The 23,239-nt window shown below is 34.3% G+C and carries 30 protein-coding genes; 21 read left to right on the top strand and 9 right to left on the bottom strand.

What is annotated here, in order from left to right; translation table 11 throughout:
* Nucleotides 1-170: 170 nt before the first annotated feature.
* Both trpE and ABNX05_RS14280 read left to right on the top strand, forming a co-directional pair.
* Entirely contained in the window at nt 171-1,556 is a 1,386-nt protein-coding gene (gene trpE, locus ABNX05_RS14285; RefSeq protein ID WP_349660325.1) for an anthranilate synthase component I, read from the top strand.
* Nucleotides 1,553-2,125, top strand: coding sequence for an anthranilate synthase component II (locus tag ABNX05_RS14280; protein ID WP_349660324.1), 573 nt, complete (start codon nt 1,553-1,555; stop codon nt 2,123-2,125). Before trpE ends, ABNX05_RS14280 begins: the two co-directional genes overlap by 4 nt.
* Nucleotides 2,126-2,205: 80 nt before the next feature.
* On the opposite strand, the gene ABNX05_RS14275 is transcribed toward ABNX05_RS14280, so the two are convergent.
* Nucleotides 2,206-2,700 carry a hypothetical protein gene (locus ABNX05_RS14275; protein ID WP_349660323.1) on the bottom strand — a complete coding sequence of 165 codons (495 nt, stop codon included), beginning with the start codon at nt 2,698-2,700 and terminating at the stop codon, nt 2,206-2,208.
* Between the two features lie 3 nt (nt 2,701-2,703).
* On the bottom strand, nt 2,704-3,147 hold the full coding sequence (locus ABNX05_RS14270) for a hypothetical protein (protein ID WP_349660322.1): 444 nt from the start codon (nt 3,145-3,147) through the stop codon (nt 2,704-2,706).
* Between the two features lie 159 nt (nt 3,148-3,306).
* Here ABNX05_RS14270 and rpmG point away from each other — a divergent pair, with 159 nt between their 5' ends.
* The 4 genes from rpmG to ABNX05_RS14250 all read left to right on the top strand — a co-directional run bounded on the left by rpmG (nt 3,307) and on the right by ABNX05_RS14250 (nt 6,487).
* Entirely contained in the window at nt 3,307-3,456 is a 150-nt protein-coding gene (rpmG, locus tag ABNX05_RS14265; protein ID WP_008408521.1) for a 50S ribosomal protein L33, read from the top strand.
* 67 nt (nt 3,457-3,523) lie between these two features.
* Nucleotides 3,524-4,108 carry a 5-formyltetrahydrofolate cyclo-ligase gene (locus ABNX05_RS14260; protein ID WP_349660321.1) on the top strand — a complete coding sequence of 195 codons (585 nt, stop codon included), beginning with the start codon at nt 3,524-3,526 and terminating at the stop codon, nt 4,106-4,108.
* A 1-nt stretch (nt 4,109) separates the two neighbouring features.
* Entirely contained in the window at nt 4,110-4,319 is a 210-nt protein-coding gene (locus ABNX05_RS14255; protein WP_079563422.1) for a YqgQ family protein, read from the top strand.
* A gap of 272 nt (nt 4,320-4,591) precedes the next feature.
* Complete coding sequence (locus ABNX05_RS14250) at nt 4,592-6,487, top strand: LTA synthase family protein (protein WP_349660320.1); 1,896 nt, start codon at nt 4,592-4,594, stop codon at nt 6,485-6,487.
* A gap of 348 nt (nt 6,488-6,835) precedes the next feature.
* On the opposite strand, the gene ABNX05_RS14245 is transcribed toward ABNX05_RS14250, so the two are convergent.
* On the bottom strand, nt 6,836-7,015 hold the full coding sequence (locus ABNX05_RS14245; protein WP_079563420.1) for a DUF2759 domain-containing protein: 180 nt from the start codon (nt 7,013-7,015) through the stop codon (nt 6,836-6,838).
* 168 nt (nt 7,016-7,183) lie between these two features.
* On the opposite strand from ABNX05_RS14245, the gene ABNX05_RS14240 reads away from it, so the two are divergent.
* A complete protein-coding gene (locus ABNX05_RS14240; RefSeq protein ID WP_349660319.1) occupies nt 7,184-7,828 on the top strand; it encodes an MBL fold metallo-hydrolase in 645 nt (214 codons plus the stop codon).
* A 184-nt stretch (nt 7,829-8,012) separates the two neighbouring features.
* Here the strand turns inward: ABNX05_RS14240 and ABNX05_RS14235 are convergent, their stop codons facing one another.
* Together ABNX05_RS14235 and ABNX05_RS14230 are read right to left on the bottom strand one after the other, a co-directional pair.
* Entirely contained in the window at nt 8,013-8,255 is a 243-nt protein-coding gene (locus ABNX05_RS14235) for a DUF2626 family protein (protein ID WP_024361272.1), read from the bottom strand.
* 119 nt (nt 8,256-8,374) lie between these two features.
* On the bottom strand, nt 8,375-9,085 hold the full coding sequence (locus ABNX05_RS14230) for a helix-turn-helix transcriptional regulator (RefSeq protein ID WP_349660318.1): 711 nt from the start codon (nt 9,083-9,085) through the stop codon (nt 8,375-8,377).
* 347 nt (nt 9,086-9,432) lie between these two features.
* Here ABNX05_RS14230 and ABNX05_RS14225 point away from each other — a divergent pair, with 347 nt between their 5' ends.
* The 5 genes from ABNX05_RS14225 to ABNX05_RS14205 all read left to right on the top strand — a co-directional run bounded on the left by ABNX05_RS14225 (nt 9,433) and on the right by ABNX05_RS14205 (nt 12,664).
* Entirely contained in the window at nt 9,433-9,645 is a 213-nt protein-coding gene (locus ABNX05_RS14225) for a hypothetical protein (protein ID WP_349660317.1), read from the top strand.
* Between the two features lie 573 nt (nt 9,646-10,218).
* On the top strand, nt 10,219-10,590 hold the full coding sequence (locus ABNX05_RS14220) for a GntR family transcriptional regulator (RefSeq protein WP_349660316.1): 372 nt from the start codon (nt 10,219-10,221) through the stop codon (nt 10,588-10,590).
* A 4-nt stretch (nt 10,591-10,594) separates the two neighbouring features.
* A complete protein-coding gene (locus tag ABNX05_RS14215) occupies nt 10,595-11,458 on the top strand; it encodes an ABC transporter ATP-binding protein (RefSeq protein WP_349660315.1) in 864 nt (287 codons plus the stop codon).
* Nucleotides 11,451-12,035, top strand: a complete 585-nt coding sequence (locus tag ABNX05_RS14210) for an ABC-2 transporter permease (RefSeq protein ID WP_349660314.1) — start codon at nt 11,451-11,453, stop codon at nt 12,033-12,035. Before ABNX05_RS14215 ends, ABNX05_RS14210 begins: the two co-directional genes overlap by 8 nt.
* A gap of 158 nt (nt 12,036-12,193) precedes the next feature.
* Entirely contained in the window at nt 12,194-12,664 is a 471-nt protein-coding gene (locus ABNX05_RS14205) for a hypothetical protein (RefSeq protein WP_349660313.1), read from the top strand.
* Between the two features lie 483 nt (nt 12,665-13,147).
* Here the strand turns inward: ABNX05_RS14205 and ABNX05_RS14200 are convergent, their stop codons facing one another.
* The 4 genes from ABNX05_RS14200 to ABNX05_RS14185 all read right to left on the bottom strand — a co-directional run bounded on the left by ABNX05_RS14200 (nt 13,148) and on the right by ABNX05_RS14185 (nt 17,160).
* Nucleotides 13,148-14,485 (bottom strand): histidine kinase dimerization/phospho-acceptor domain-containing protein, encoded by a 1,338-nt coding sequence (locus ABNX05_RS14200; RefSeq protein WP_349660312.1) that lies wholly within the window; start codon nt 14,483-14,485, stop codon nt 13,148-13,150.
* The gene (locus ABNX05_RS14195) at nt 14,482-15,120 is read right to left on the bottom strand and encodes a response regulator transcription factor (RefSeq protein WP_349660311.1); all 639 of its coding nucleotides are present in this window, start codon (nt 15,118-15,120) and stop codon (nt 14,482-14,484) included. The genes ABNX05_RS14200 and ABNX05_RS14195 overlap by 4 nt, the downstream gene beginning before the upstream one ends.
* Nucleotides 15,121-15,131: 11 nt before the next feature.
* The gene (locus tag ABNX05_RS14190; RefSeq protein WP_349660310.1) at nt 15,132-15,704 is read right to left on the bottom strand and encodes a glycoside hydrolase family 73 protein; all 573 of its coding nucleotides are present in this window, start codon (nt 15,702-15,704) and stop codon (nt 15,132-15,134) included.
* A gap of 190 nt (nt 15,705-15,894) precedes the next feature.
* Complete coding sequence (locus tag ABNX05_RS14185; RefSeq protein WP_432760147.1) at nt 15,895-17,160, bottom strand: glycoside hydrolase family 5 protein; 1,266 nt, start codon at nt 17,158-17,160, stop codon at nt 15,895-15,897.
* A gap of 372 nt (nt 17,161-17,532) precedes the next feature.
* Between ABNX05_RS14185 and ABNX05_RS14180 the strand changes: the two genes are divergently transcribed.
* The 9 genes from ABNX05_RS14180 to ABNX05_RS14140 all read left to right on the top strand — a co-directional run bounded on the left by ABNX05_RS14180 (nt 17,533) and on the right by ABNX05_RS14140 (nt 23,097).
* Nucleotides 17,533-18,390, top strand: a complete 858-nt coding sequence (locus tag ABNX05_RS14180) for a metallophosphoesterase (RefSeq protein WP_349660308.1) — start codon at nt 17,533-17,535, stop codon at nt 18,388-18,390.
* 406 nt (nt 18,391-18,796) lie between these two features.
* On the top strand, nt 18,797-19,816 hold the full coding sequence (gene comGA / locus ABNX05_RS14175) for a competence type IV pilus ATPase ComGA (RefSeq protein WP_349660307.1): 1,020 nt from the start codon (nt 18,797-18,799) through the stop codon (nt 19,814-19,816).
* Entirely contained in the window at nt 19,794-20,867 is a 1,074-nt protein-coding gene (gene comGB / locus ABNX05_RS14170; RefSeq protein ID WP_349660306.1) for a competence type IV pilus assembly protein ComGB, read from the top strand. The genes comGA and comGB overlap by 23 nt, the downstream gene beginning before the upstream one ends.
* Nucleotides 20,868-20,877: 10 nt before the next feature.
* Nucleotides 20,878-21,216 (top strand): competence type IV pilus major pilin ComGC, encoded by a 339-nt coding sequence (gene comGC / locus ABNX05_RS14165; protein ID WP_349660305.1) that lies wholly within the window; start codon nt 20,878-20,880, stop codon nt 21,214-21,216.
* A complete protein-coding gene (comGD, locus tag ABNX05_RS14160; protein ID WP_349660304.1) occupies nt 21,216-21,656 on the top strand; it encodes a competence type IV pilus minor pilin ComGD in 441 nt (146 codons plus the stop codon). The genes comGC and comGD overlap by 1 nt, the downstream gene beginning before the upstream one ends.
* Entirely contained in the window at nt 21,649-21,966 is a 318-nt protein-coding gene (locus ABNX05_RS14155) for a hypothetical protein (protein WP_349660303.1), read from the top strand. Before comGD ends, ABNX05_RS14155 begins: the two co-directional genes overlap by 8 nt.
* Nucleotides 21,959-22,384 carry a competence type IV pilus minor pilin ComGF gene (comGF, locus tag ABNX05_RS14150; protein ID WP_349660466.1) on the top strand — a complete coding sequence of 142 codons (426 nt, stop codon included), beginning with the start codon at nt 21,959-21,961 and terminating at the stop codon, nt 22,382-22,384. Before ABNX05_RS14155 ends, comGF begins: the two co-directional genes overlap by 8 nt.
* Nucleotides 22,362-22,562 carry a hypothetical protein gene (locus ABNX05_RS14145; RefSeq protein ID WP_349660302.1) on the top strand — a complete coding sequence of 67 codons (201 nt, stop codon included), beginning with the start codon at nt 22,362-22,364 and terminating at the stop codon, nt 22,560-22,562. Before comGF ends, ABNX05_RS14145 begins: the two co-directional genes overlap by 23 nt.
* Nucleotides 22,563-22,581: 19 nt before the next feature.
* The gene (locus ABNX05_RS14140) at nt 22,582-23,097 is read left to right on the top strand and encodes a shikimate kinase (protein ID WP_349660301.1); all 516 of its coding nucleotides are present in this window, start codon (nt 22,582-22,584) and stop codon (nt 23,095-23,097) included.
* The last annotated feature ends 142 nt before the right edge of the window (nt 23,098-23,239 follow it).

The following is a 23,239-nucleotide window of genomic DNA, read 5'->3' as shown; positions in this document are numbered from 1 at the left end:
CCTTTTTATATGTTTTGGTGGAACTGAACCATGTTATACAGTTCAAATTCCTGACACAATGTTTAGTTAAACGAAAGCGAAATGCTAACGAACGACAGTGTCAAAACGCCAGTGCATAATTATTAGATTTTGGTGTAGAAGAGCAGAGCATAGAGAAGGAGAGAAAGAGGATGACAGTTGAGCTTAGAAAGTTTGCCGTGAAGGCATTACAGGGTGATATGATGACGCCAATTTCCGTTTATCAATCACTTGAAGGGAAGCAAAAAATGCTTTTCGAATCGTCAGCCAAGCATGAAGAAAGCGGGCGTTACTCGTTTATCGCCGTCAACCCAGTTGCAGAACTGATTGGAGATAGGGATGGTTACTCTTTTACAAAAGAAGGAGAAACAGAAAAATCGAATGACAATGTATTGCTAAAATTACAGCAAGTTATGCCATTTCATAAGACAAAATACCCTTTCGCCTTTTTTGGAGGAGCAATCGGGTTCTTTGGTTACGAAACAGCATTTTATACAGAAAAAATAGGTGAATACTTGCAGGATGATCTAGAAATGCCCGATGTTCATGTCTTTTTTTATGATACATTTATTGTTTTTGATCATTTAAAGCAAGAGGTTACATTAGCAGCAATCGATTTATTTAATGAAGGGCGTTCTCTTGAATCGATGGAGTTGGCAATTTCTACAATGCAGAAGCAGCTTCATGCAGGAACAACATTTGATGCCATGACGTTTGGAGAGCTTAATTTCAGACCAATGATTGCCAAAGAAGATTTTGTAGCAATGGTTGATCGGGCTAAGCAGCATATTCGTAAGGGTGACATTTTTCAAATAGTCTTATCACAACGCTTCACTTCACCATATACAGGGAATCCTTTTGCTTTATATCGTCAGTTACGTACTTCTAACCCGTCACCATATATGTTCTATATGGATTTTGGTACGTATACGATTTTAGGGACATCTCCTGAAAGTCTCGTTAAGGTGAAGGATCGAAAGGTCACGACAAATCCAATAGCAGGAACGAAGCCTAGAGGAAAAACGGTGGAGCAGGATAACGCTATTGCGGAAGTGTTATTAAATGATGAAAAAGAAATTGCTGAACATCGTATGCTTGTAGATTTAGGTCGTAATGATCTGGGGCGTATTGCTAAAGTCGGTTCAGTGAAGCTTATAAAATATATGAATATTGAGCGTTATAAACATGTTATGCATATTGTATCGGAGGTTATCGGTGAATTACGTGAGGATGTACATGTTTTGGATGTTCTTAGAGCTTGCCTCCCTGCTGGTACAGTATCAGGTGCGCCGAAAATTCGCGCTATGCAGCTAATCAATGAGCTAGAGCCAGTGAAGCGTGGTGTCTACGCTGGCGCAGTAGGTTATATTTCCACTACAGGTGATATGGATTTAGCGCTAGCCATTCGGACAATGATCATCAAGGATTATCGTGCGCATGTTCAGGCAGGGGCCGGTATTGTGTATGATTCAGTGCCTTTGTCAGAATACGAGGAAACACTAAATAAAGCTCGTGCACTATTGGAGGTAAAACAATGATTTTACTAATCGATAATTATGATTCATTCACATATAATTTATTTCAGCAAATAAGTATGCTTGGGAAAGAAGTTAAAGTAGTACGTAATGATGAAGTGACAATCGAAGAAATTAAGAAAATGCAACCAGAAGCTATTATTTTATCTCCTGGACCAGGTAAGCCGATAGATGCTGGAATAACAGTAGATGTTGTCAAAGAACTTTATACGAAATTTCCGATTTTAGGCATTTGCCTTGGACACCAATCGATAGGGCAGGCTTTTGGGAGTAGTATCGTTCGAGCTAAAAATATAATGCATGGAAAATTATCGACGATTCAATACGAAAAAACAGGTTTATTTGCTCAGTTGGACGGTAAAATAGAAGTAATGCGCTATCATTCCCTCGTCATTGAGCCAAGTACGTTACATGATGATTTTAATATTTTAGCAAAGTCTAGTGGTGATGGTGAAATAATGGCGATTCAACATAAGGAGTACCCACTTTATGGGCTACAATTTCATCCAGAATCAATTGGAACACAAGAGGGTAGCATAATGATGCAAACCTTTATAGAACAAATTTCTTAAACGAAATAAAACAGGCTGCCATCAAAAATCAGAAGTTGTGATTTTTGGTGACAGCCATTTTTATAATTAGGATGGTTATATTATTGCTTTTTCCCTGTAATCAATTTCGCAATTTCCTCTAATGACATTGAAGAATTGACATCGTAGGCACCGATTTGTAAGCTTCGAGCGTATTTAGGATTAGCAAGTAAAAGTTCCATTTCAACACTATTTTCGATGACGCCACCATCTTCAAGCTTTTGCGCTACAGTATATGGTTCCATACCGCCATAAATTTGAAGTGTCATAGTGGTAACATTTCCTTGAGACGCCGATTCATCTTTATCTTTAGCAGTTGTTTTAGGTGCATCTGTCTTCTGTGTGTTTTCCTTCGGCTCTTGTTTAACTTGTTCCTTTAACAATGCAATTTCTTTATTTGCCTGATCAAGCTTTTTTTGCAGCTCCTCTACATTTTCTGTGTTGTTGGAAGCTTTCGTCGGAAGACCGATATTGAGATCAAAACGAACTGCTAAAGCTAGCAATGCTCCGATAAGAAAAAGTGCAATGCCAAATGCGCGGATAGCGGTATTATTCATAGATTACTGACCTCCGTTTGCAATCACTTGGCGGACTTGCTCTTCAGTTAAATTCGAACGAATACTTATATCGGCTACAGAAAGACCCTGCTTATTAAGTTCAAGTACTTGACTTATAATAATTTGATGGATAGGTTTCGTTTTTGTAGCAGCTTGTCCTGTTTTTGATGTCTGAGCAGCTTGTTGAACAGTTTGTAAGACCTGTTGGATGTTCGGATTTGGTATCGTGTTATTTTGTGCAGATGATGATTTAACCTGAAACTCTGGCTCTAATAACAGCTCCTCCTCAACAATTTTCAGACGACGTTTTAAATTATTTGTTTCTTGAAAAATAGAGATGGATAGCTCCTCTACATCTTGTTCGACTTTTTTCGAGTTATTTTTGAAAAAGAACGACACGATAATTAGGAGTATTCCCACAATCATAAGTATGATGGATAAATCCACTAGTTTCACCTCATTAAGTATGTAATTATAAGGTATTTTACCATATGCAAACTTAATATGAAATGAAGGTAGATTTTTTTTCAGTTTATGTTATAATAGGTTAGTCGTATAAATCATGCTCAAAATTTAAATTCTTGATATAGAGTGGGAGGGTTAATAATGCGCGTAAACATTACTTTAGCTTGCACAGATTGCGGCGAACGTAACTACATTTCTAAAAAGAACAAGCGTAACAATCCAGAGCGTCTTGAACTTAAAAAATATTGCTCTCGCGAGAAGAAATACACTCTTCACCGTGAAACTAAGTAATCGCTCATTAAGCCAAAACCACACGTGGTTTTGGCTTTCTACATTTTTAAGAGGAGGATAGCTTAACATGGATAAATCAACTTTACGGAACGAGGTAAAGGAAGCTCTTGCCGAAATGAGCGAAGTAGCTTACCACGATCAATCATTTGCTGTATTAAAAAAAGTGTTACAGGAACCATATATAATAGAAGCAACTACAATCGGTATTACTATTTCCAATAAGCCAGAAATCGACACAATTCAATTAATAGAAGAACTGTGGCAACTTGGTAAAAAAGTGGCAGTACCTAAATGTAATCCAAAGACAAGAGAAATGTCATTTTATGCCATTGAATCATTTGACCAACTTGAAACTGTTTATATGCATTTGCGTGAGCCAATTCCAGAAAAGTGTGAGTTTGTTGACGCAAATGAAATGGATGTCATCCTTGTACCAGGAGTTGTTTTTGATCCGTTCGGCTATCGAATCGGCTACGGCGGTGGTTATTATGATCGCTATGTATTAAACTGTAAAAAGGGTAAGCTTATGTCTCTCATATTTAACGAGCAGCTATATGAACATATCCCAAGAGAAGCGCACGACTGCCCAGTAGATATCATTGTGACACCGACAAAACGTCTTGACTGTGTAACACAACGAGGAGCGAACTAAAATGGACAAAATGTTAGATATTTATGAATTACTAAAAACATATGGCACTTATATTTACACACGAGATCCGATTGGTGATTTGATGTTAATGGAGGATGAAATTCGCGAGTTGTATAAAGCGAATGTACTAGATATTAAAGATTACCAAATGGCATTGTTACTAATTCGACAAGAAACAACAAAACTTCGTATGAAAGAAAATAGTCAGTAAGGTTTTAAAATAAATCATTTGGGGTATTGTAAAAATAATGTAATATGTATGTAATATTCTTAAAACAGTGGTTTTCCACTGTTTTTATGATTTGTGAAACTTTTTACAATTAAAAACGTATATATTATTGTCCAGAGCGAACAAGAAGAACAGTTTTCCATAAATATATCTATTGATTATCTGTAAAAAAAGGATTAAGATATATTTTGTTTCAGTAACAAATTGTAAAAAATTATTATTTTTTTTGTAAGAAAGTAAGGAGGATGTTAGGAATGAAATCAATAAAGTGGCCTAAACATTCATTTATGATACTAGCAATTGTAGCAACTTGGATAAAAACGGTCATTGTTTATCACACAAGCTTTGAGATGAAAATTGAAAATGCAATGCAACAATTTATTTTGCTTATTAATCCATTGAGCTTTGTGCTATTTGCTTATGGTATTTCGTTATTCTTTAAATCACCGAAAGTTAAAAGTCGCTATATAATTACGATCAGTGTTATTTTATCGATTGTTTTATACGGAAATGTGGCATTCTATCGTTTCTACAACGACTTTATTACGCTACCAGTATTATTCCAAACAAGTAACTTTGGCGATCTAGGAACTTCAGTGGCAGCGATTGTCAGCCCTTGGGATTTATTATATTTCATCGACGTGCTGATTTTAATTTTAGCGAACAAATATTTGCCAAAAATGAAGGAAGCAGTAAAAGTCAACGTAGAATTCCGTCGTGCGTACTTCGTATTAGCGATTGCGATGACATTCTTAAACTTAGGATTAGCTGAAACTGAGCGTCCACAATTGTTAACACGTAGTTTTGACCGTGAATTACTTGTGAAAAACATTGGTACGTATAACTACCATTTGTATGATATTTATATTCAATCAAAATCTTCTGCTCAACGTGCGTTAGCGGATGGCAGTGAATTAGTAGAAGTGAACAACTATATTCGTTCTAATCAAGCAGCAATCAACCCTCAAATGTTTGGTAAATACAAGGGGCGTAATTTGATCCTTGTATCGATGGAGTCTTTACAAAACTTTGTTATTAATAATCAAATGGATGGTCATGAAATTACACCATTCTTAAACTCTTTAACAAAAGATAAAGATACGTTTTATTTCAGTAACTTCTATCACCAAACTGGGTTAGGGAAAACTTCTGACTCAGAGTTTATTACAGAGAACTCATTGTTCGGCTTAGGTCGAGGTGCGGTATTCTTCACGCATGGTGGAAATACGTATAACTCAATGGCTGAGCGCCTTGGAGATAATGGCTACTTTACAAATGTCATGCACCCGAATAATAAATCATTCTGGAATCGTGACATGATGTATCAATCATTACACATTAATAAATTCTATGATATAGATTCATATAAGATTGGCGAAGGGGAAGCAGTTAACTGGGGTATGAAAGATGTTCCATTCCTTGAGCAATCTGCAGCTTTAATGAAAGATATGCAACAGCCATTCTATTCTCGACTAATTACTTTAACGAACCACTATCCATTCACATTGGACCCAGAAGATGTAATGATTCCTGAATATACGTCAAACTCAGGTACATTAAATCGTTATTTCCAAACAGTTCGTTATATGGATGAAGCTCTTAAAGACTTCTTCCAAAGTTTAAAAGATCAAGGTGTATATGATAACTCTATTATTGTAATGTATGGTGACCATTATGGTATTTCAGAAAACCATAACAAAGCGATGGCTCAATATTTAGGAAAAGAAAGCATTACATCATTTGATAATGCAATGCTACAAGAAGTGCCATTATTTATCCATATCCCTAACTCAGGAGATGGTAAAGAAATGACAGAGATTGCAGGACAAATGGATTTACGTCCAACAATTTTACACCTTCTTGGCATTGAAACTTCAAAAGATATGCAACTTGGTGCAGACCTATTCTCACCAGAGCATGAAGATTTCGTTGTTTTCCGTGACGGTCGTTTTGTAACAGATAAATATGTATACGTTGGTGAAGCTTGCTATGACAAAGCAACTGGTGAAGAAATCGATGGTGAGCCATGTGAGCCATATGCTGAACGAGCTACGAAAGAACTAGAAAATTCTGATGCTATCATTAACGGTGATTTACTCCGCTTCTATGACCAAAAGACAGGTAATTTGAAGCAAGGAGTAGTTAAGTAAACAAAGTAAGAGATCTCATGTTTAGTGAGATCTCTTTTTTGTTGTATATTAAGCGTCCATTAGCGAGTTTTCATCAGAAGTGACGAGTTTATTTCCATATAGTCTGGAAACTTCATTAAACACTTAAATGGGAGTGTTTGGAAGGGTTTTTATGTATCCCTATCAGCTGATAATTTAAAGCGTTCTGGAAGCCATATAAGCAGCTTAGAGGAAAGAGGACATTAACGTGTTAGAATAGGTGAATAATTAATCCTCACTGTTCGTAAGGTCAAAAAGAACAGCTCAAATAGGAAGTAAATAGAAAAAAGAGCAGCCTCGTAATGAGACCGCTCTTTTTTTGTCTGAATTTTAGTGTAATGTTGGTGGGTATCCGCTGTGAATTACAGTCATAATTACGAACCAACCGAATACTACTGCACTTAATAAGTTGAAAACAACGCTTAAAAGGTTCTTTTCTTTAAGTGCTTGGAATGTACCAACTACAGCTAAAATTGAAACTAGACCAAAAATAACCATTAATAAGTTCATTAAAAATTGACACTCCTTTCGACATCAGAAAATGAATGTCGTCAACAATATTCCTCCTTAATTGTAAACGTTCTACCTGTTTTTGTCGAGAACTAAAATAGCTTAAACTATGAACATTTATCGTCAAATTGTGGTAAAGGCTGTATAATTGATATTGAGGTGATAGTAATGATGAACGTACGAAGTTATTCACTTGGACCTGTCCAAACGAATTGTTATATCGTATCGAATAAAAATAAAGAATGCATAATTTTTGATCCAGGAGAAGAAGCAGATCGAATTATCAAGGCAATACGTAGTAACGGCCTAAAACCATTAGCCATTTTTTTAACACATGCGCATTTCGATCATATCGGTGCCGTAAACGCTGTCCGCGAAGCTTTTAATGTGCCATTATGGATTCATGAAAAAGAAGTAAGCTGGTTAGGAGATCCAACAAAAAATGGCTCTAGTAAATATGCGGCATTACCAGATTATATTGTAGATGCTCCATCTGAAGAAAATATAATTAAAAAAGAACAACTATTTGAAATAAGCGATTTTGGTTTTAAAGCAATTTTTACGCCAGGACACTCACCGGGTAGTATTTCATATATATTTGAAAATGATGGCTTCGCTATTGTTGGAGATACACTCTTTGAACAAGGTGTCGGTCGAACGGACTTACTAGGAGGATCAACAAAAATATTACTTGCATCCATTCATGATAAGCTGTTGACATTACCTGAAGATACTATTATCTACCCTGGCCATGGTAATTATACAACAGTCGGTGCAGAAATGGAGACAAATCCCTTCTTGAATGGTTTTTAATAAATGACATCCCAAAACTTTTGGTGATGAACTTGGAGAATGTATACTATAAAAATCCCCCTGGCATTTTCGTAATGCAATGGGGGATATTACTATGCTTTGATTATATTTTATTGTTCTAATGAATAAATTTACATAAAAAAAGCATGTCTCATATTGGATGAGACACGCGTTTTTCTTTGTATTAATGACCGCCACCAGGTACGTGAATGAATGTTGTATAGTACGTGAAGCCAGCAAAGAATACAGTTAAATATGCTCCGAAAATGTACATGTACATACGTTCTGAAAGGTTCAAGAAGCCTAATAATAAGAATAAACCTGTATTACCTACGAATAATAGCGATACTTCGTTCATACCACCAAGGTAGAACATAACTGCAAAAATACCTGTCCAGAATGCCATAACTTTATACATATTATCCATGAAGATTTCCCCTCCTTTTGCCCACGACACAATAATCTCTTACTCATTATAAATGATATGAAAGGTATCTGTAAACTGGAACTTCTTCTTCTTTGTGACAAACCATTGGATTTTAAAAGTTAGTTATCAATTTCTGTCACGTTTATTTCATATTTACATAAATCACAATTATGTACCATGCTATCAATTTGTATAAAATCATTGCTCGAAAATAGCGCATCAACCTGTCCTTTTAAATACGATTCATGTAAAGAACAAACAAGGTCTGAATGAGTAGTAAGCTGCCCTTGGAATGGACAATTAAAAATGGAGAACGTCACTTTTTTACCGTTTTCTGTTTGTTGTACTTGCGGAATATAGCCAATTAATGCTGCATTGTCAGTTAATAGCTGAAGCTTTTGTTCGAAGGAAAGGCTATTATTTAATTGTAATTCGGCATTTACATAATTCTTCATTTGCTGATAACCGTCTTGGTAGCTTATATCTTGGCATCTTTCTAGTGCAGATGGTCCGAATTCTTGAATTAATTGGATTGTCCACTTTAATAGTCGCTCCTCATCACGTCTCGGGAACGTTAGTGATACACCTTTATCTGAAGCTTTATAAACACGACCAGGTCTTCCACCTTTCCCAGTTTTAGCAAAATCAGCTGTAATGATATTGATTTCTGATAGCTTTGTTAGGTGTAAACGTGCAACGTTAGGATGTATGCCGAACTTATCAGCGATGTTTTGGACCGTTACGGTTTTCTTCTCTTGCAGGATGTACTCATAAATAGAGTATCTAGTCTCATCGGCTAATGTACTAGTAATTTTTAATGGATGGATCATTTACTTCACCTCTATGTAATTTTTGAATGTTATTTAATTTTACCAAGTGTTAGAAAAAAAACCATGTTAATTCTATTATATTGTATTATTTAAAAAGATACAGTTCCTTTAGGCATAAATATTAACTTTTTCATAAGATACTGTTCATTTTTAGTGAAAATTTGCATGTTATTCACACTTTTATAGCAAAAAACACGTTTGATAGGAAATTTTATAGCAAATTTTTATTTTACGAAAAGGGCTTTTTTCATAATTGGTGATTATCTATACTAGGAAATAACGAATAGAGCGGTCATATTCGAATGAAGTAGAAGAGGGGATTCAATTTACAGAATTTTTAGATAAAAATGCATTCCAAGTCTTTTAAGGGATATAGAAATATATTTGAATTATGGGGAATGGGGCCTGACATGAATAATAAATATGCAAATAAAGATGAAAATAATGATTATATTCTGGAAGCTTCGAGATGTACGCTCGCTATTGTACTCGCAACTTCACTAATTTGGGGAATTTTTGATATTTTCAATGCGCAAAATACTGGGTTTGGTTTTCCGTGATGGTTAATAATTGAAATAGTTTTTGTTTATACTGTCTCAAGATACTACTTTACATTCAAAAACTTAAAAAAATAAACTAAAGCTGGATTTTGATCTGCAGTAGCGCTTAATACAATGTTAGGTTCAACACATATGGTTTAAATCAATATAAAATTCTGGTATCAAAATACGTCAGTCGAGGCTACGCAAATTTATGAACATTCATTTTTCGATGGGTCCAATCGTAAATACGAGGCTCTGTAATTAGGTGCCTTGTATTTTTTTACGTAAAAATCTGGTGATTCAACATTTTAGAGGCGCATGTGAAGACAAATTAATGAAGCGTATTAATTATGAAACGTAGCGAGCAGCAAGCTGGTTTTACATGTTTATTTGATCGATTGATATAATTAACAGTTACGCTACCACTTTCTTCCGTTATCTTAAAAATAATCGTTCTACCCAGCTCATTAAATAAAATAGTTGCATTGTATATTGCAATGTGTTAAATGTGTATAAAGTGTATATATATTGTGTTATATTGAGAGTTTTACTAGTATGTTCTCAATCAACAAATGAAGAAGAGGGATTAGCATGCAAATCATTATTTCAAATAGTTCAAAGGAACCGATCTATGAACAAATTACAAATCAAATTAAATCATTGATTTTAACAGGTGACCTCTTGGAAGGGACAGCATTACCCTCTATGCGTCAATTAGCAAAGGATCTACAGATTAGTGTAATTACAACCAAGCGTGCTTATGAAGAATTAGAGAAAGCTGGCTTTATTTATTCCATTGTAGGTAAAGGCTCTTTTATTGCGGAGCAAAATTTAGAGGTAATCAAAGAGAAAAAATTAAAAGTCATTGAAGAGCAGTTGAGTGCAGTCATAAAAAATAGCAGAGAAATAGGAATGTCACTTAATGAATTGCAAGAACTATTGAGTATTTTGAATGAGGAGTGAAGCAATGGAAAATGTCATTGAAATAAGGAATATAAGAAAAAAATTCAAAGGTTTTTCTATTGATAATCTTGACTTGCAAGTGAAGAAAGGGTACATAACAGGGTTTATCGGGGCAAATGGTGCCGGAAAGTCGACAACAATAAAAATGATAATGAATTTATTGAAGCCAGATACTGGAGAGGTTAAACTTTTTGGATTGGACTATAAAACACATGAAAAAGAGATTAAAGAGCGTATTGGGTTTGTATATGATGAAAATGTATTTTTTGAAGGGTTGAACTTAAAGGATATAAGGAAAATTGTTGGTCCAGCCTATAGAAGCTGGGATGATGCACTGTTTTATCAATATGTAAAAAAATTCGATTTACCATTAAATAAACCTATAAAAACTTTCTCAAAAGGGATGCAAATGAAGGTATCTTTAGCGATAGCCTTGTCACACCATGCAGAGCTGATTATTATGGATGAACCGACAGCAGGTTTAGACCCTATTTTTAGACGAGAGTTCTTAAATTTATTGCAAGAGTTAATGCTTGATGGTAGTCGTACTATCTTTATCTCTACACATATTACAACCGATTTAGATCGTATAGCAGATTATATAGCTTTTATGCAGAATGGGGAATTAGTATTTAATCATTCGGGTCATGATTTAGTCGAAAATTATGCCTTAGTGAAAGGAGGACTAGATCTTCTAGATAGAGACACTGAAAAAGCATTTGTGCGTGTTCATCGTGCATCAACGGGATTTGAAGCGTTAACGAAAGATAGAAGAACTGTAAATGAAATTTTTGGGGACAGTGTTGTAATTGAACGTGCCTCTTTAGAAGACATAATGTACTATTTTAAGGAGCTGAACCATGCTTAATTTAATCAGACGTGATGTTATATTACAGAAGAAGTATTTGCTGGTGTTTATCCCCTTTATTTTAGTCTTTGTTATTTTTGACACATCACCAGTTTTGGTATTTCTCGTTGCTAGTATTTATATCCCCTTTAATACGTGTGGTTACGATGAGAAAGCAGAAACAGATATTCTATTAAATTCCTTACCGTACACTCGTAAAGAAATTATCACATCTCGTTATATAGGTGCTATTGTTTATATGTTTTTATCTATTGCAGTAACGAGTTTAATCCTGTTTGTTTTTAATAAACCTTTTACAATTACAGATATTGTAATCAGTAGCGGATTATTTTTATTATTTGTTGCTTTTACTTTTCCGTTATTCCAACTATTCAAGACAGGCTACTTTACAATAGTAGTTCTCATTAGCTTTGTTATTCTAACTAGAGTAACAGGGCCTATTGTGCCGTTTATTAGTGATTTTATTGTCAATATACCTTTACAAATTTTATATATGAGCGCGGTAATTACGATCATCACAATCTATGCTATTTCATGGGGAGTTACTTCGGCTATTTATCAACGAAAAATATTCTAAATGTTGTTTTTACTATTAAACATTATTTTAAAAATAAAAGAGTTTTTCATTAACAGTTGAAGGTGAAATTACTAATAAATATATTTGTTGCTTTTATATTTGTTGCATTTTAATTGTTCAAAATAAGTAAACATAAAAGAAACAGGAGCAAATTATCATTGAAAAAATTTCGTGGGAAAAAGCGTTATTTTCATAATTTATCGAGGCAACTAGACGTAGCGCACTATGATTTAGATTTTGGGGAGGAAGGATGGTTTGATTTCTGGCATACTCATCTTGATTTTTATGGATATGGAGATAATAGTTTAAAGTTAAGAAAAGAGCATATAAAGGCTCATATAATTTTATACAAAAGCTTATTAGAAAATCTTCAAGTATTTGAAAAACCTTATCAATCTTGGATAGAATTAGCTGATGAAGACGCAGGATCAGATGCGGTTTTTATCCATACCCCTAACCCTAATGATGATAACTTCCCTCTTAAGTTAGAAAATTTAAAGTGGGATTGTCCCATTCCAAAAGAGTACAAGGATTTAATAAATCTAAATGAGTTTAATGTAGGTCTTTATACTGGAGAATCGAATAATATCCTCATAATTCAATCAAAAAATAGTGGGGTAAGATTATAGGATTTTATTTAACGATAGACTTCCATATGCTAGATGTGTGCATTATCATAATTACCTATATAAAGAGGCTACCGTATTATTTTGGTAGCCTCTTACATTTTATCAGCAAAAGCAAAGTAAAATATTATGATGCTTAATTCAATTGAAAAATATGTTGATGTTTACCGAATGGATTACATATATAGTGAGGTTGGTATCCGTCTTAAAGGATGCTTTATTTTGTAAGTTTAAATATATTTTTGCCGGGTTGGTAAGGATATACTTAATTTTATTTTAGGTAAGATTATATTTAAAAAGTAAGCTTGTAATCAAAATACGAATATTAATAACTTATCATCTCCGATACATTGACGGTGCTTAAGTTTTGGCGATTACTCAATATGCAGGGGATGTCATGCTCGAAGCAGACGTGCTTTTTTAAAGCGCATTTTAGACAATATAATAACGAATGCTAAAAAATATACTCCTGTTGGCACTAAGGTATCATGATTTACCAAAATCGACTTTGAAATTGATAGTACCATTAGAAAGCGTTGCTTGCGTTTTATAACCTAATTGTTCAGCAAGGCTTTTAACAGTTGCAAGTCCGAGCCCTGTACCTGAGGAGTTCTTGTCACGAGAACTTTCTCCAACATAAAAAGGTTGCCATATTCTAGAAATATCTGTAAGCGTAGTATCATTACTAATTTCAAACACACCATCTTGGTGAAAGATAATTTGAATTTGATGCTCAGAAGCGTATTTGACGGCATTACTTATCATATTTTCAAAAATGAAATGTACTTTATCTTGCTCAGTCGTCAGCAAAAATTCAGTAACTTCAGTTTTAAAATAAATTTGTTTTTCCCCTTGTATATGTCGATAATTATCCAATATCTCATTAATCAACATAATTAAATCAAAGTTAGTTTTATTAGAATCGTTTTCTTCTGTTTTGGCGAAATAAAGCATATCTGTTATTATTTTTTCCATTCTATCAACTTGCTTGTTAATGGTTGTAAGATAAGTTCCATCATCCAAACCATCTTCAATTCCACTGGAATATACTCTAACTAATGCTAAAGGAGTTTTAAGCTCATGGGTTAAACCAATCATAAATTGCTTTAAGTCAATGTTCCGTTTAGATAAATCCTGTTGCGCTTTTTCGAGTGCCTTACTCATTTTATTAATACTTTTTGCAAGGTCCTCAATTTCATCTCCTGTCCGAATTTCAGCCTGTTTAAAATCCAACTCGCCAATTTCTTTTGCAACTTTTTTAAGTTCATTTAACGGTCTTGTTAGTTTTCGGGATAGCAAGGCAGTAATTAAAATAATCACTAAGATACTGACTATCAAAAAGAATATGTTAAAACGATTAATAAAATAGGCTATATCAATAAAATTAGCCATAGAGGCTCCAATCATAATTAGCTGATTACCTTCTTTTGAATAATGTGCGATAAAACTGGACTTTTGTTTTCCCTGATTGTAAACCTTGCCCACAATTTTATCCTTATTAACTTTTTGTAATACTTCTTCAGAAACCCAAAATTTATTAAGTGCAATATGTTCTCTTGCAAGTTGCTGTTTTAAATTTTCATTCAGGACATTAATATTATCTTCTAGCGATACTGAAAGAATAGTTACATCAAATCGATGCTCCGCCAAACTCTTATCCTCAAATTCCTGGTACACTGAAAAAGCATTAGTTACGTTTTTGTTCAATTGGTGAAGATAATATCTCGGTAGAAAAAAATGACTTACCGCAAGTGAGATGCTAAATGTGATGATAACAACAAGAGTTATATAGATAGTTAATTTTGTTCCAATTTTTCTTTTCATTCCCTTGTACTATAACCAACGCCTCGATGCGTTTGGATAATATCCTCTCCAATTTTTTCACGTAGACGGCGAATATGTGTATCTACTGTCCGTGGATCACCCTCATAGTCCATACCCCATATTAAATCAAGTAGTTGATCTCTCGTTAATATTTGTCTTCTATTTTGGCTAAATATACGTAAAAGCTCGAATTCAGTCTTTGTTAAAATCAATTCTTCTCCAGATTTCCATACACGTTTGCTTGAAATATCAAATGAAACATCCTTTATTCGTTGAATGGATTCCATTTGCAACAATTTTTTTGCCCTCATTATTAAAACTTTTGGATAAAATGGTTTATTTACATAATCATCAGCGCCATCAGATAGGGCAATAAATTCATCTTCTCCTGTATCTCTAGCTGTTAGTATTAATACTTTAATTTTTTGATTCTTCTTCATTTCGCGGCAAACTGTAATCCCATCTTTTTCTGGCATCATCCAATCCAAAATGGCCAGATCAATTTTTTCATTATAGAAAATATCAAGTGCCTCTGAACCATTTGTAGCCGTAAATACCGTAAATCCTTCCTTTTTGAAATAATTTTGTAAAATCCTTAACATATCTAGTTCATCATCAGCGATAAGTACATTCATATATTTATCTCCTAATTGTCATATTTCTCTAGATTATACTGTTCTATAATAGCAATTAATTTTTCAGGATATATAGGGTCTGTGGCATAATGATTTTTCTTCAAAGCATGTGCTGCTTCCTGATAATTCGCTGCAGCAAGAACATCATAATATTGACGCTTATTCCAACTCGTTCCTTCTAAAAATAATTTAGTATGGTCAATTAAGGCACTTTTCAAATCTGGATAAGCTCTAAATTCAGCTTCTATTGTATAACTCTTATTATTTTTATATTCAATAGTTGCCATTTTTACTGACATGCCATTGTAGCTACCTTTTATCCCAAATAAATTATTTGCTTTTACAGCCAATTCACTTTCACCATAATTCGATTCTAATATAGCCTGAGCTATTATAATGCTCGGTAATACGCCTCCTGTTTGTTGGTTTAATTCTACAGCTATAGGAGCGATTTCATCTATAAAATGAATTTCTCTATTTTCTTTCTGGAATAGTCTTGTGAAAAAAACAGAAAGTAAAGCTAAACTAACTACTAGTATAATTAAAAACACTTTGTATTTTTTATATTTGCAGATTCTTTTCATTATATAACCTCTTTTTAAATGAATTTATTACATGTATTTTAAAAGAGGAATGTTACAGTCATTTTACAAAATAATAAGATTAGATGAAAAAACTTTAATACGATTAATGAATATTTTGTTCGTTTCTTTCTAAAAAAAGTAGTACAAACAATGGTTTGTACTACTGATAAATGATTTTTTCTAAACCTGGTTATTTGTTCAGTCCTTTTTTCAATGCATCCCAAATCGAATTATCAACTTCTATATCTTTTCTATCCGGTAATTTGCCATTATCTTTAGCTTTCCAATAGGCCTCCTTGACTGGCTGACTTCCTAATTCAAAATCCATACCTTCCCACGTATCTTCACGAAATGCATAAAATGCCCAGTGCCAGCCATAATCATCAAAAATATCAATTAAATCCTTTATATATTGATCGGCACCGCCAACCATTCGGTTAATTCCAAACTCTTCAGCGATAATTCGGTTATTTGGTATATTGTGTTGCTCTGTCCATTGTACAACTGGTTCTAAAAAGTCTTTCAATGCAGCTTTATCGAACATTTTTTCTGCTTGATCTTCACCAACCTTCACCTTGCCAGGATAAGTGTATGTGAATCCTTTTTTACGATTTTGGCTTGTCATTTCATAAGGTTCATACATATGGAAAGCATATAACACATTATCGTCATCTATTGGTTTTAAATATTTAATCGCCCATGGAGTGGCAAATAAACCTGAATCTAAAATAATTGGTGTGTCAGAATCTACAATTCGTATAGAATCTACAATTGTTCCATAAAGCAGGTTTAAATCTGCAGGAGTATTTTCCAATTTGTTGTACCATTTGTTATAATCTTCAGTCCAGAAATCATTAAATCCCGTAGCTGTTTCAGGGTGTGGCTCATTCACTACGTTATATCCAACAACTGCAGGATGATCTTTCAAACGGAAGGCAAGATCTTTCCAAAAAAGTGCTGCTTGCTCATGATATTTAAAGTCTTGCCAAATACGGTCGTCATTTTCATAGTTATTAAACTGCCTCCAACGATTTCCTGGAAGACTTAGAACAGTCAGTACAACTTTTGACCCTCTTTCATATGCTGCATCCAAATCCTCTTTTAACTTTATAAAATCTTCTTCAACAATTCCCTCATATTGATCTGCATTTCCGATTAAGAAATCCTTTTTAGGACTAGGGTCAGGTTCGTCATTAAATAAGAAGCCTCTATCTTTTGCCCATTTATCAGGTGCTAAACGGATAAATTCAATATTGAATTCATTCGCCTCTTCATAATTTTTTGGTAAAGAAGAAGAATTCATAAAGTTTGTTCCTTTTCGTTGTTCATTCCAAAAATCATTCTTTACCTCCTTAACTTCCTTTACTTCCTGTTTTTCATGTTTCTTTTCTTGCTCTAAGGAACTACAACCAGCAGCAAGTGCTACTGTTAAAAAACAACCAAGGGAGGCTATCATTTTGAATTTTCCTTTCAGCCATTTCCTTTGATTTATTTCTCTCATATTATCACCTCGTTATATATACTACTGAACCAATGTTACGTGGAAGTGACAAATGAGCAGAGTTTAACGAGGGGTATTCGATAGGGGAGAGATAGCAATTTTAGTTTGTTAATAAATTGCTAATCGAGCTTGATTCTTTGAATCTTTTTTATATAAATCTCCAAAATGACAACTTCCTGTAACAATAAGATGCTACAACATTTAATAAATTGTAGTTTTTTATGATAAATATAGAGGTGACATATGAAAGGTAATACGAAAAATACACAAAAAAATAGGTTATCAATGGTAAAAATCATCACTCCCTTGAAACTGTTAATAAGAAGGATGTTTCAACAGAAAATTAAGTGGAAATGTGTTATTTCCCTTATACTCTTCATGTTTCCAATCGCTACTTATTTATACGCATCCCACTTTGAAACAAAATCATTGTCTATTACATGGACTGATATCAAAAATCCTAATATTCCTGAAAGTTTTCAAAATGTAAAGATTGTGCAATTCTCTGACACACACTTTGGACCGAACTTTTCTCATAAGCAGCAGAAAATGCTAATCGATCAAATAAATGAAATTAATCCCGATATTGTAGTCTTTACAGGTGATTTAATTGACAAGTTTCGTGAGTATACTTCCGAAAAAAAATACTCACAAACTATTTTGTCCCAAATTCACGCACCTCTTGGAAAATATGCAGTGTTCGGTAATCATGATCGTGGAGGCGGCGGGGGGTATTTGTACGAACAGTATATGGAGGAAGCGGGTTTTACAGTTTTAGTTAATGAAACTATAAAAATTAAGGCAAGCAATGATGACTATATTACGATTTCTGGTCTTGATGATTTTTTACTTGGCAAGCCAAAAGTGCAGCATACCCTTCAACACTTACAAGAGAAGGACTTTAACATATTGTTAGTGCATGAACCCGATGCAGTAGATGAAGTACTTGAGTATCCAGTTGATTTTCAAGTATCTGGTCACAGTCATGGAGGACAAGTACAACTTCCATTCATTGGCCCTATTATCACTACTTCATTAGCAAAACAATATGTAGAAGGCATGTATTCATTAAAGGGGAAATCAAAACCATTACAGTTGTATGTAAATCGAGGTATTGGTACAACAAGAATGCCTATACGCTTCTGGAGTAAGCCAGAACTTTCTGTTTTTTTATTAAAAAATTGAAGAATACTCGCAAGAGCTCCTTTCCATTTAATCTAGGAGAATAAATAATTAGAAGTAGATGTGATTCCACAGTAATTGAAACCACTGTTGGAAAGGGGAATAGGGTACGAAAAATGGGAGTCCTTCTTCAATAAATATCAACTTATTCAATTGAGAGCGTGACATTCAAAGTAACATAAAAATTCCAAAGTCTTTTTTCTTGTCTTTAAAATTAAATTTATAGAATGTTACATTTGAAAATTAGCATGTTATCCACATTTTTATAGCAAAAAACATGTTTGATAGGAAATTTCATAGCAAATTTTTATTTTAAGAAAAGGGCTTTTCTTGCGACAGGTTCCTATCTATACTAGGACTTAACGAATAGAGCGGTCATATTCGAATAAACCATAAGAGGGGTGCGAATATGCAAAATTTTGAAACGGTTGTTGAACGAAAATGTGAGCAACTTTTACTTAAAGCCTATCATTTCGGTGCATCAGATTTACTTTTAGTTCCGGAAAGTGAGCGGTACCGTATTTATTTTCGCAAATATGATAAGCTACTCCAAGCAGGTGAGTTACCAAACAATCTTGCGGAACGAATGATTTCCTTTTATAAATTTTCAGCGGCATTAGATATTAGCGAGCGGCGAAAACCCCAAAGCGGCTCCTTCCAAAAAGCTATGGAACAAGATCAATATGCCTTTCGTGTCTCGACACTTCCCTCCGTATTTTTAAAAGAAAGCCTAATTATCCGTTTACTTCTACAAAATCATGCATTCCCACTTACTTCCTTATCTTATTCCGAATATGCAGCAAACATATTGATGGAGCTAGTGAAACATCAACAGGGACTTTTATGTTTCACAGGTGCGACAGGCTCTGGCAAGTCTACATCTTTGTATTCACTAATCCATTACTGTTCGACAGAGCTAAATCGTCATGTCATTTCTTTAGAAGACCCTGTAGAAAATAATCAAGCTAATCTTTTACAGATTCAAGTAAACGAACGAGCTGGCGTTACATATGCTACAGGTTTAAAGGCTATTTTACGCCACTCACCTGACGTTATTATGATTGGTGAAATACGCGATAAAGAGACTGCAAAAATCGCAATCGAAGCTTCTTTAACAGGTCATTTAGTAGTTTCGACCATTCATGCTAAGGATTCGGTAAACTGCCTTTATCGTTTTATGGACTTGGGAGTATCAATAGAAGAACTTCGTCAAACTGTGGTAGGTATAGTCGCTCAAACACTTTTCCAATCACCCGTAATACAGGAAGAACGCCGTGCATTGTTTGAAATATTAAGTGATGTTCAACTTCAAATGGCCATTACAGCAATTATGCAAAAAACTAGCTATGAACTGCCACATGATTTAACACTTGCAGGTCAAAAAGAAATGATAGAGAGTCATCACTATGCGAATACGAACGTTTATTGAAAGAGTTCAATTGGCTTACAATAAGGCAACAAAATGGCGTGTAAGGGAGCAAGCTCATTTTTTTAGTCGATTAAGTGTGTTAATGCAGGAAGGTTATTTATTCCCGCAGGCTATTTCTATTTTATTACCTCATCATATTGAAGCGCATGAAGACATACAAAAGCTAATCAATGAAAAGCTGAGACAAGGAGGCGGTGTTTTAGGAGTTTTTGAAGCATTACAACTTCCAAAACAGCATTTAGTAGCCATTACAGTTGAAGAAAACAATGGACATATGATTGAGACGTTAAAAGGTGTGGCAAAGCAAATGGCTTTGAGTGAAGCGACGAAGAAAAAATTAATGAAGCTACTCCTATATCCTGTAGTACTTATTTTATTTTTGTTGCTGTTGTTTTTAGTGTTTCGTACCATATTCTTTCCTAATATTGAAAAAATGGTGACTAGCCGAACTACTGGCACTGAGGAGACAAGCATTGCTTTGTCAAAGGCATTATTGTATCTTCCCGATGCTTTAATGTTCATAGGCATTGTAGTATTTTGCTGTATTTTCATTTTTCACTTTACTCTCAAACGACGTCCGATTGCTCGTCAGTTAAATATTATTCTAAAAACGCCTTTGATTCGGATTTATACTCGAATGGCTTTGACGAGACAATTTGCTGCTTATTTAGGGAGTCTGCTACAAAGTGGGTTTTCTTTACAGGCAAGTCTACAAATTTTAGAGGAGCAGCGACTTCAACCGTTTTTACAATATCTAGCGCGATGTATAAAGGATCGAGTTGTTTTGGGTGATTCGCTAACGCAAGCAGTTAAATTAATGACAGTTTGGCAGAAGGATTTCACGATATTTGTTGAACATGGAGAGCAAAGTGGCTATTTAGGAAAAGAGCTAGTACTGTACAGCGAATTATTGACGGAAAAGCAAGAGCAGCTATTGCAAAAAATCCTTGCGTTTGTGCAGCCTACCTTCTTTATCATAATTGCGATGTGCATAGTTGCCGCATATGTAAGTTTATTATTGCCAATATATCACATGATAGAACTAGTATAGGAGGTTAATAATGAAACGTATAAAGCAGCAAGCAGGTTTTACTTTGATAGAAATGCTAATTGTTCTTCTAATTATTTCCATATTAATTTTAATTACAATCCCCAATGTTACAAAACATTTTGCCACCGTCGATGAGAAGGGCTGTAAAGCGTATGTTAGCATGGTGCAGGGACAAGTAGAGGCTTATCGAGTAGATTTTATGGATTATCCAACAATTCAAGATTTGGTAGCGAAAGGCTATTTAAAGAAGGATGAAACGACCTGCCCTAATAAAGAAGAGATTATGATTACTAAGGATGGAGAGGTACGATTGGCGAAAACCTCTACCGATACTGGTTCTAGTAATTGATGAATATTACTAAAAGTGAACGTGGCTATACGTTTGTTGAAATGCTAATAGTTTTGTTTATCGTTATGTGTTTGTCAGCGATTGTCGTCAAGTATTCGCTTAAAGTAGCGGAGACTAGGGAGCTTGAGCAATTTTTTACACAAATTCAATTAGATATTCAATATATACAAACTTATAGTATGCATCAAAGGGAGTATATCTCGATGAAGTTTGAGAGTTCATCAAAGAGATACATTATTAAAAAGAATATTTTTACAGAATTATATGAACGCCCTTTTCCGAAAGGGGTTGAGTTTATGCCGGCATCGAGTTCAATTTACACGATTATGTACAACTATAATGGAAACGTCATGACGCCAGGAACTGTTTATTTTAAAACGCCTCAAGGTATTAAAAAGGTTGTGATTACATTAGGACGAGGGAGATCGAGGATTGAATGAATCGGGTTATTCATTTGTGGAAACGATATTATCAGTAGTCATTGTTATGTTATTATGCACGACATTAATACCAATTAGCTATACGATGAAAACGACTCTTTACAACAAGAGGTTGGAGGTTATCGCAGCTGAAACGGCCTATGAAGGCTTAAAGCATTACCGATATCTACAGAAAACGGAAGGCACTAAAACAATTGAAAATATAGAATTTCAGTGGTTTATAAATGGACAAGGGATATGCGTAAGTTTTCAAAATACGCGGGAATTACGTAAAAAATGTATACAACTGACAGGTGAAGTTGATGAATGAGCGAGGCTACACATTATTAGAAGCGATGTTTCAATTAGTTGTTTTTGTGCTTATTGCCCATCTTTTTGTGTTCATTATGCTTTGGTTTGCAGAAATGAAAACAACGATGCTATCTGATGAACAATCAAAGTGGGAGCTTTTTGTTTATGATTTGAATATGTATTTAAATGATATTTCATCTTTAACAATTCGAAAAGATCAAAAGAGAATAACCTTCCAGGCAGCAGATACCATTCATAATATTGATTGTTACAGCAATATAATTCGTGATCAAGTAAATGGTGGTCATGTACCAATGCTAGTTGGTATTACTAAATGCCAGTTCCGATATGAAAAAGATATGTTAACAGTAGCTGTTGAACTTCCAAGTGGTAGTAAAAAGGAGCGAACTTTCTATGTTCCAGTTTTTAAAAAATGACAAAGGGGCTATTTTTTTAATCGCAATTGGATTATTATTTTTTGTAACTACTTTTGTCCTTGCGTATTTTACGTCTTATGAAATTCAGTTTCGAACATATGATGGCCTAGAAAAGCTGAATGTTCAAGCTACGATAAATTTATTAGGACAAATTTTGTCAGACAGTGTAGAATCGTAGTTATAAGAAGGTGATTCGAATGCGAAAAATATATTTAGTTGGTTTTATGGGCTCCGGGAAAAGTGCATTAGGAAGACGTTTAAGCTATTTGTTAAAGATGCCCTATTACGATATGGATCATGAGATTGTTCGACAGCAGGGTATGACAATTCCGCAAATATTTGAAAAATACGGAGAAGCACGTTTTCGGGAAATAGAAACAGAATTTTTGAAAAATTTCCGGGATGAAGCTTGTATTATTTCAACAGGTGGTGGAGTCGCAATTAATGCTGAAAATCGAAAAATAATGAGACGCAGTGGGCTCGTGTTTTTTTTAGATGCGACATTCGAAGATATATACAAACGAATACAGCATGATCCGAACAGACCGATTGTACAGAGCTCGACGAAAGAGGAGTTAGAGCGGCTGTATCATTACAGAAGAAAGTTCTATCGTGAAGTAGGACATATACAAGTGTTAACAGAGGGGAGAACAATCCGCCAAATTCTTGAGTATTTAGTATTCCAAGTTAAAAGGCTAAAAGGCGAACTATGATATATTATAAAGGTTTTAATGTTCGTGTTTTAATATAAATTAAAAAATGATTGCCTTTTCAATGCAATTAATGTTAGGATATAGACAAATAAGTTACTTAATGTTCATTGAATACTAAATAGTACCAAGTTGAAACTTGGGC

Origin of the sequence: Lysinibacillus zambalensis (assembly GCF_040183165.1) — a bacterium.
Classification (GTDB): Bacteria; Bacillota; Bacilli; order Bacillales_A; family Planococcaceae; genus Lysinibacillus; species Lysinibacillus zambalensis.
Note: the sequence above shows the minus strand (reverse complement) of the source record. Positions and strands in the feature narration are given on the sequence as shown.

Coding starts and splice junctions, on each gene's coding strand:
- trpE (WP_349660325.1), top strand. CDS start 171: ATGACAGTTGAGCTTAGAAAGTTTGCCGTGAAGGCATTACAGGGTGAT.
- ABNX05_RS14220 (WP_349660316.1), top strand. CDS start 10,219: ATGCAAATCATTATTTCAAATAGTTCAAAGGAACCGATCTATGAACAA.
- ABNX05_RS14145 (WP_349660302.1), top strand. CDS start 22,362: ATGTTCCAGTTTTTAAAAAATGACAAAGGGGCTATTTTTTTAATCGCA.
- ABNX05_RS14185 (WP_432760147.1), bottom strand. CDS start 17,160: ATGATAGCCTCCCTTGGTTGTTTTTTAACAGTAGCACTTGCTGCTGGT.
- ABNX05_RS14200 (WP_349660312.1), bottom strand. CDS start 14,485: ATGAAAAGAAAAATTGGAACAAAATTAACTATCTATATAACTCTTGTT.
- rpmG (WP_008408521.1), top strand. CDS start 3,307: ATGCGCGTAAACATTACTTTAGCTTGCACAGATTGCGGCGAACGTAAC.
- comGD (WP_349660304.1), top strand. CDS start 21,216: ATGAATATTACTAAAAGTGAACGTGGCTATACGTTTGTTGAAATGCTA.
- ABNX05_RS14245 (WP_079563420.1), bottom strand. CDS start 7,015: ATGAACTTATTAATGGTTATTTTTGGTCTAGTTTCAATTTTAGCTGTA.
- ABNX05_RS14190 (WP_349660310.1), bottom strand. CDS start 15,704: ATGAAAAGAATCTGCAAATATAAAAAATACAAAGTGTTTTTAATTATA.
- ABNX05_RS14235 (WP_024361272.1), bottom strand. CDS start 8,255: ATGGATAATATGTATAAAGTTATGGCATTCTGGACAGGTATTTTTGCA.
- ABNX05_RS14255 (WP_079563422.1), top strand. CDS start 4,110: ATGGACAAAATGTTAGATATTTATGAATTACTAAAAACATATGGCACT.
- ABNX05_RS14210 (WP_349660314.1), top strand. CDS start 11,451: ATGCTTAATTTAATCAGACGTGATGTTATATTACAGAAGAAGTATTTG.
- ABNX05_RS14140 (WP_349660301.1), top strand. CDS start 22,582: ATGCGAAAAATATATTTAGTTGGTTTTATGGGCTCCGGGAAAAGTGCA.
- ABNX05_RS14215 (WP_349660315.1), top strand. CDS start 10,595: ATGGAAAATGTCATTGAAATAAGGAATATAAGAAAAAAATTCAAAGGT.
- ABNX05_RS14240 (WP_349660319.1), top strand. CDS start 7,184: ATGATGAACGTACGAAGTTATTCACTTGGACCTGTCCAAACGAATTGT.
- ABNX05_RS14280 (WP_349660324.1), top strand. CDS start 1,553: ATGATTTTACTAATCGATAATTATGATTCATTCACATATAATTTATTT.
- ABNX05_RS14195 (WP_349660311.1), bottom strand. CDS start 15,120: ATGAATGTACTTATCGCTGATGATGAACTAGATATGTTAAGGATTTTA.
- ABNX05_RS14275 (WP_349660323.1), bottom strand. CDS start 2,700: ATGAATAATACCGCTATCCGCGCATTTGGCATTGCACTTTTTCTTATC.
- ABNX05_RS14260 (WP_349660321.1), top strand. CDS start 3,524: ATGGATAAATCAACTTTACGGAACGAGGTAAAGGAAGCTCTTGCCGAA.
- comGF (WP_349660466.1), top strand. CDS start 21,959: ATGAATGAGCGAGGCTACACATTATTAGAAGCGATGTTTCAATTAGTT.
- ABNX05_RS14230 (WP_349660318.1), bottom strand. CDS start 9,085: ATGATCCATCCATTAAAAATTACTAGTACATTAGCCGATGAGACTAGA.
- comGA (WP_349660307.1), top strand. CDS start 18,797: ATGCAAAATTTTGAAACGGTTGTTGAACGAAAATGTGAGCAACTTTTA.
- ABNX05_RS14180 (WP_349660308.1), top strand. CDS start 17,533: ATGTTTCAACAGAAAATTAAGTGGAAATGTGTTATTTCCCTTATACTC.
- comGC (WP_349660305.1), top strand. CDS start 20,878: ATGAAACGTATAAAGCAGCAAGCAGGTTTTACTTTGATAGAAATGCTA.
- comGB (WP_349660306.1), top strand. CDS start 19,794: ATGCGAATACGAACGTTTATTGAAAGAGTTCAATTGGCTTACAATAAG.
- ABNX05_RS14225 (WP_349660317.1), top strand. CDS start 9,433: ATGCATTCCAAGTCTTTTAAGGGATATAGAAATATATTTGAATTATGG.
- ABNX05_RS14250 (WP_349660320.1), top strand. CDS start 4,592: ATGAAATCAATAAAGTGGCCTAAACATTCATTTATGATACTAGCAATT.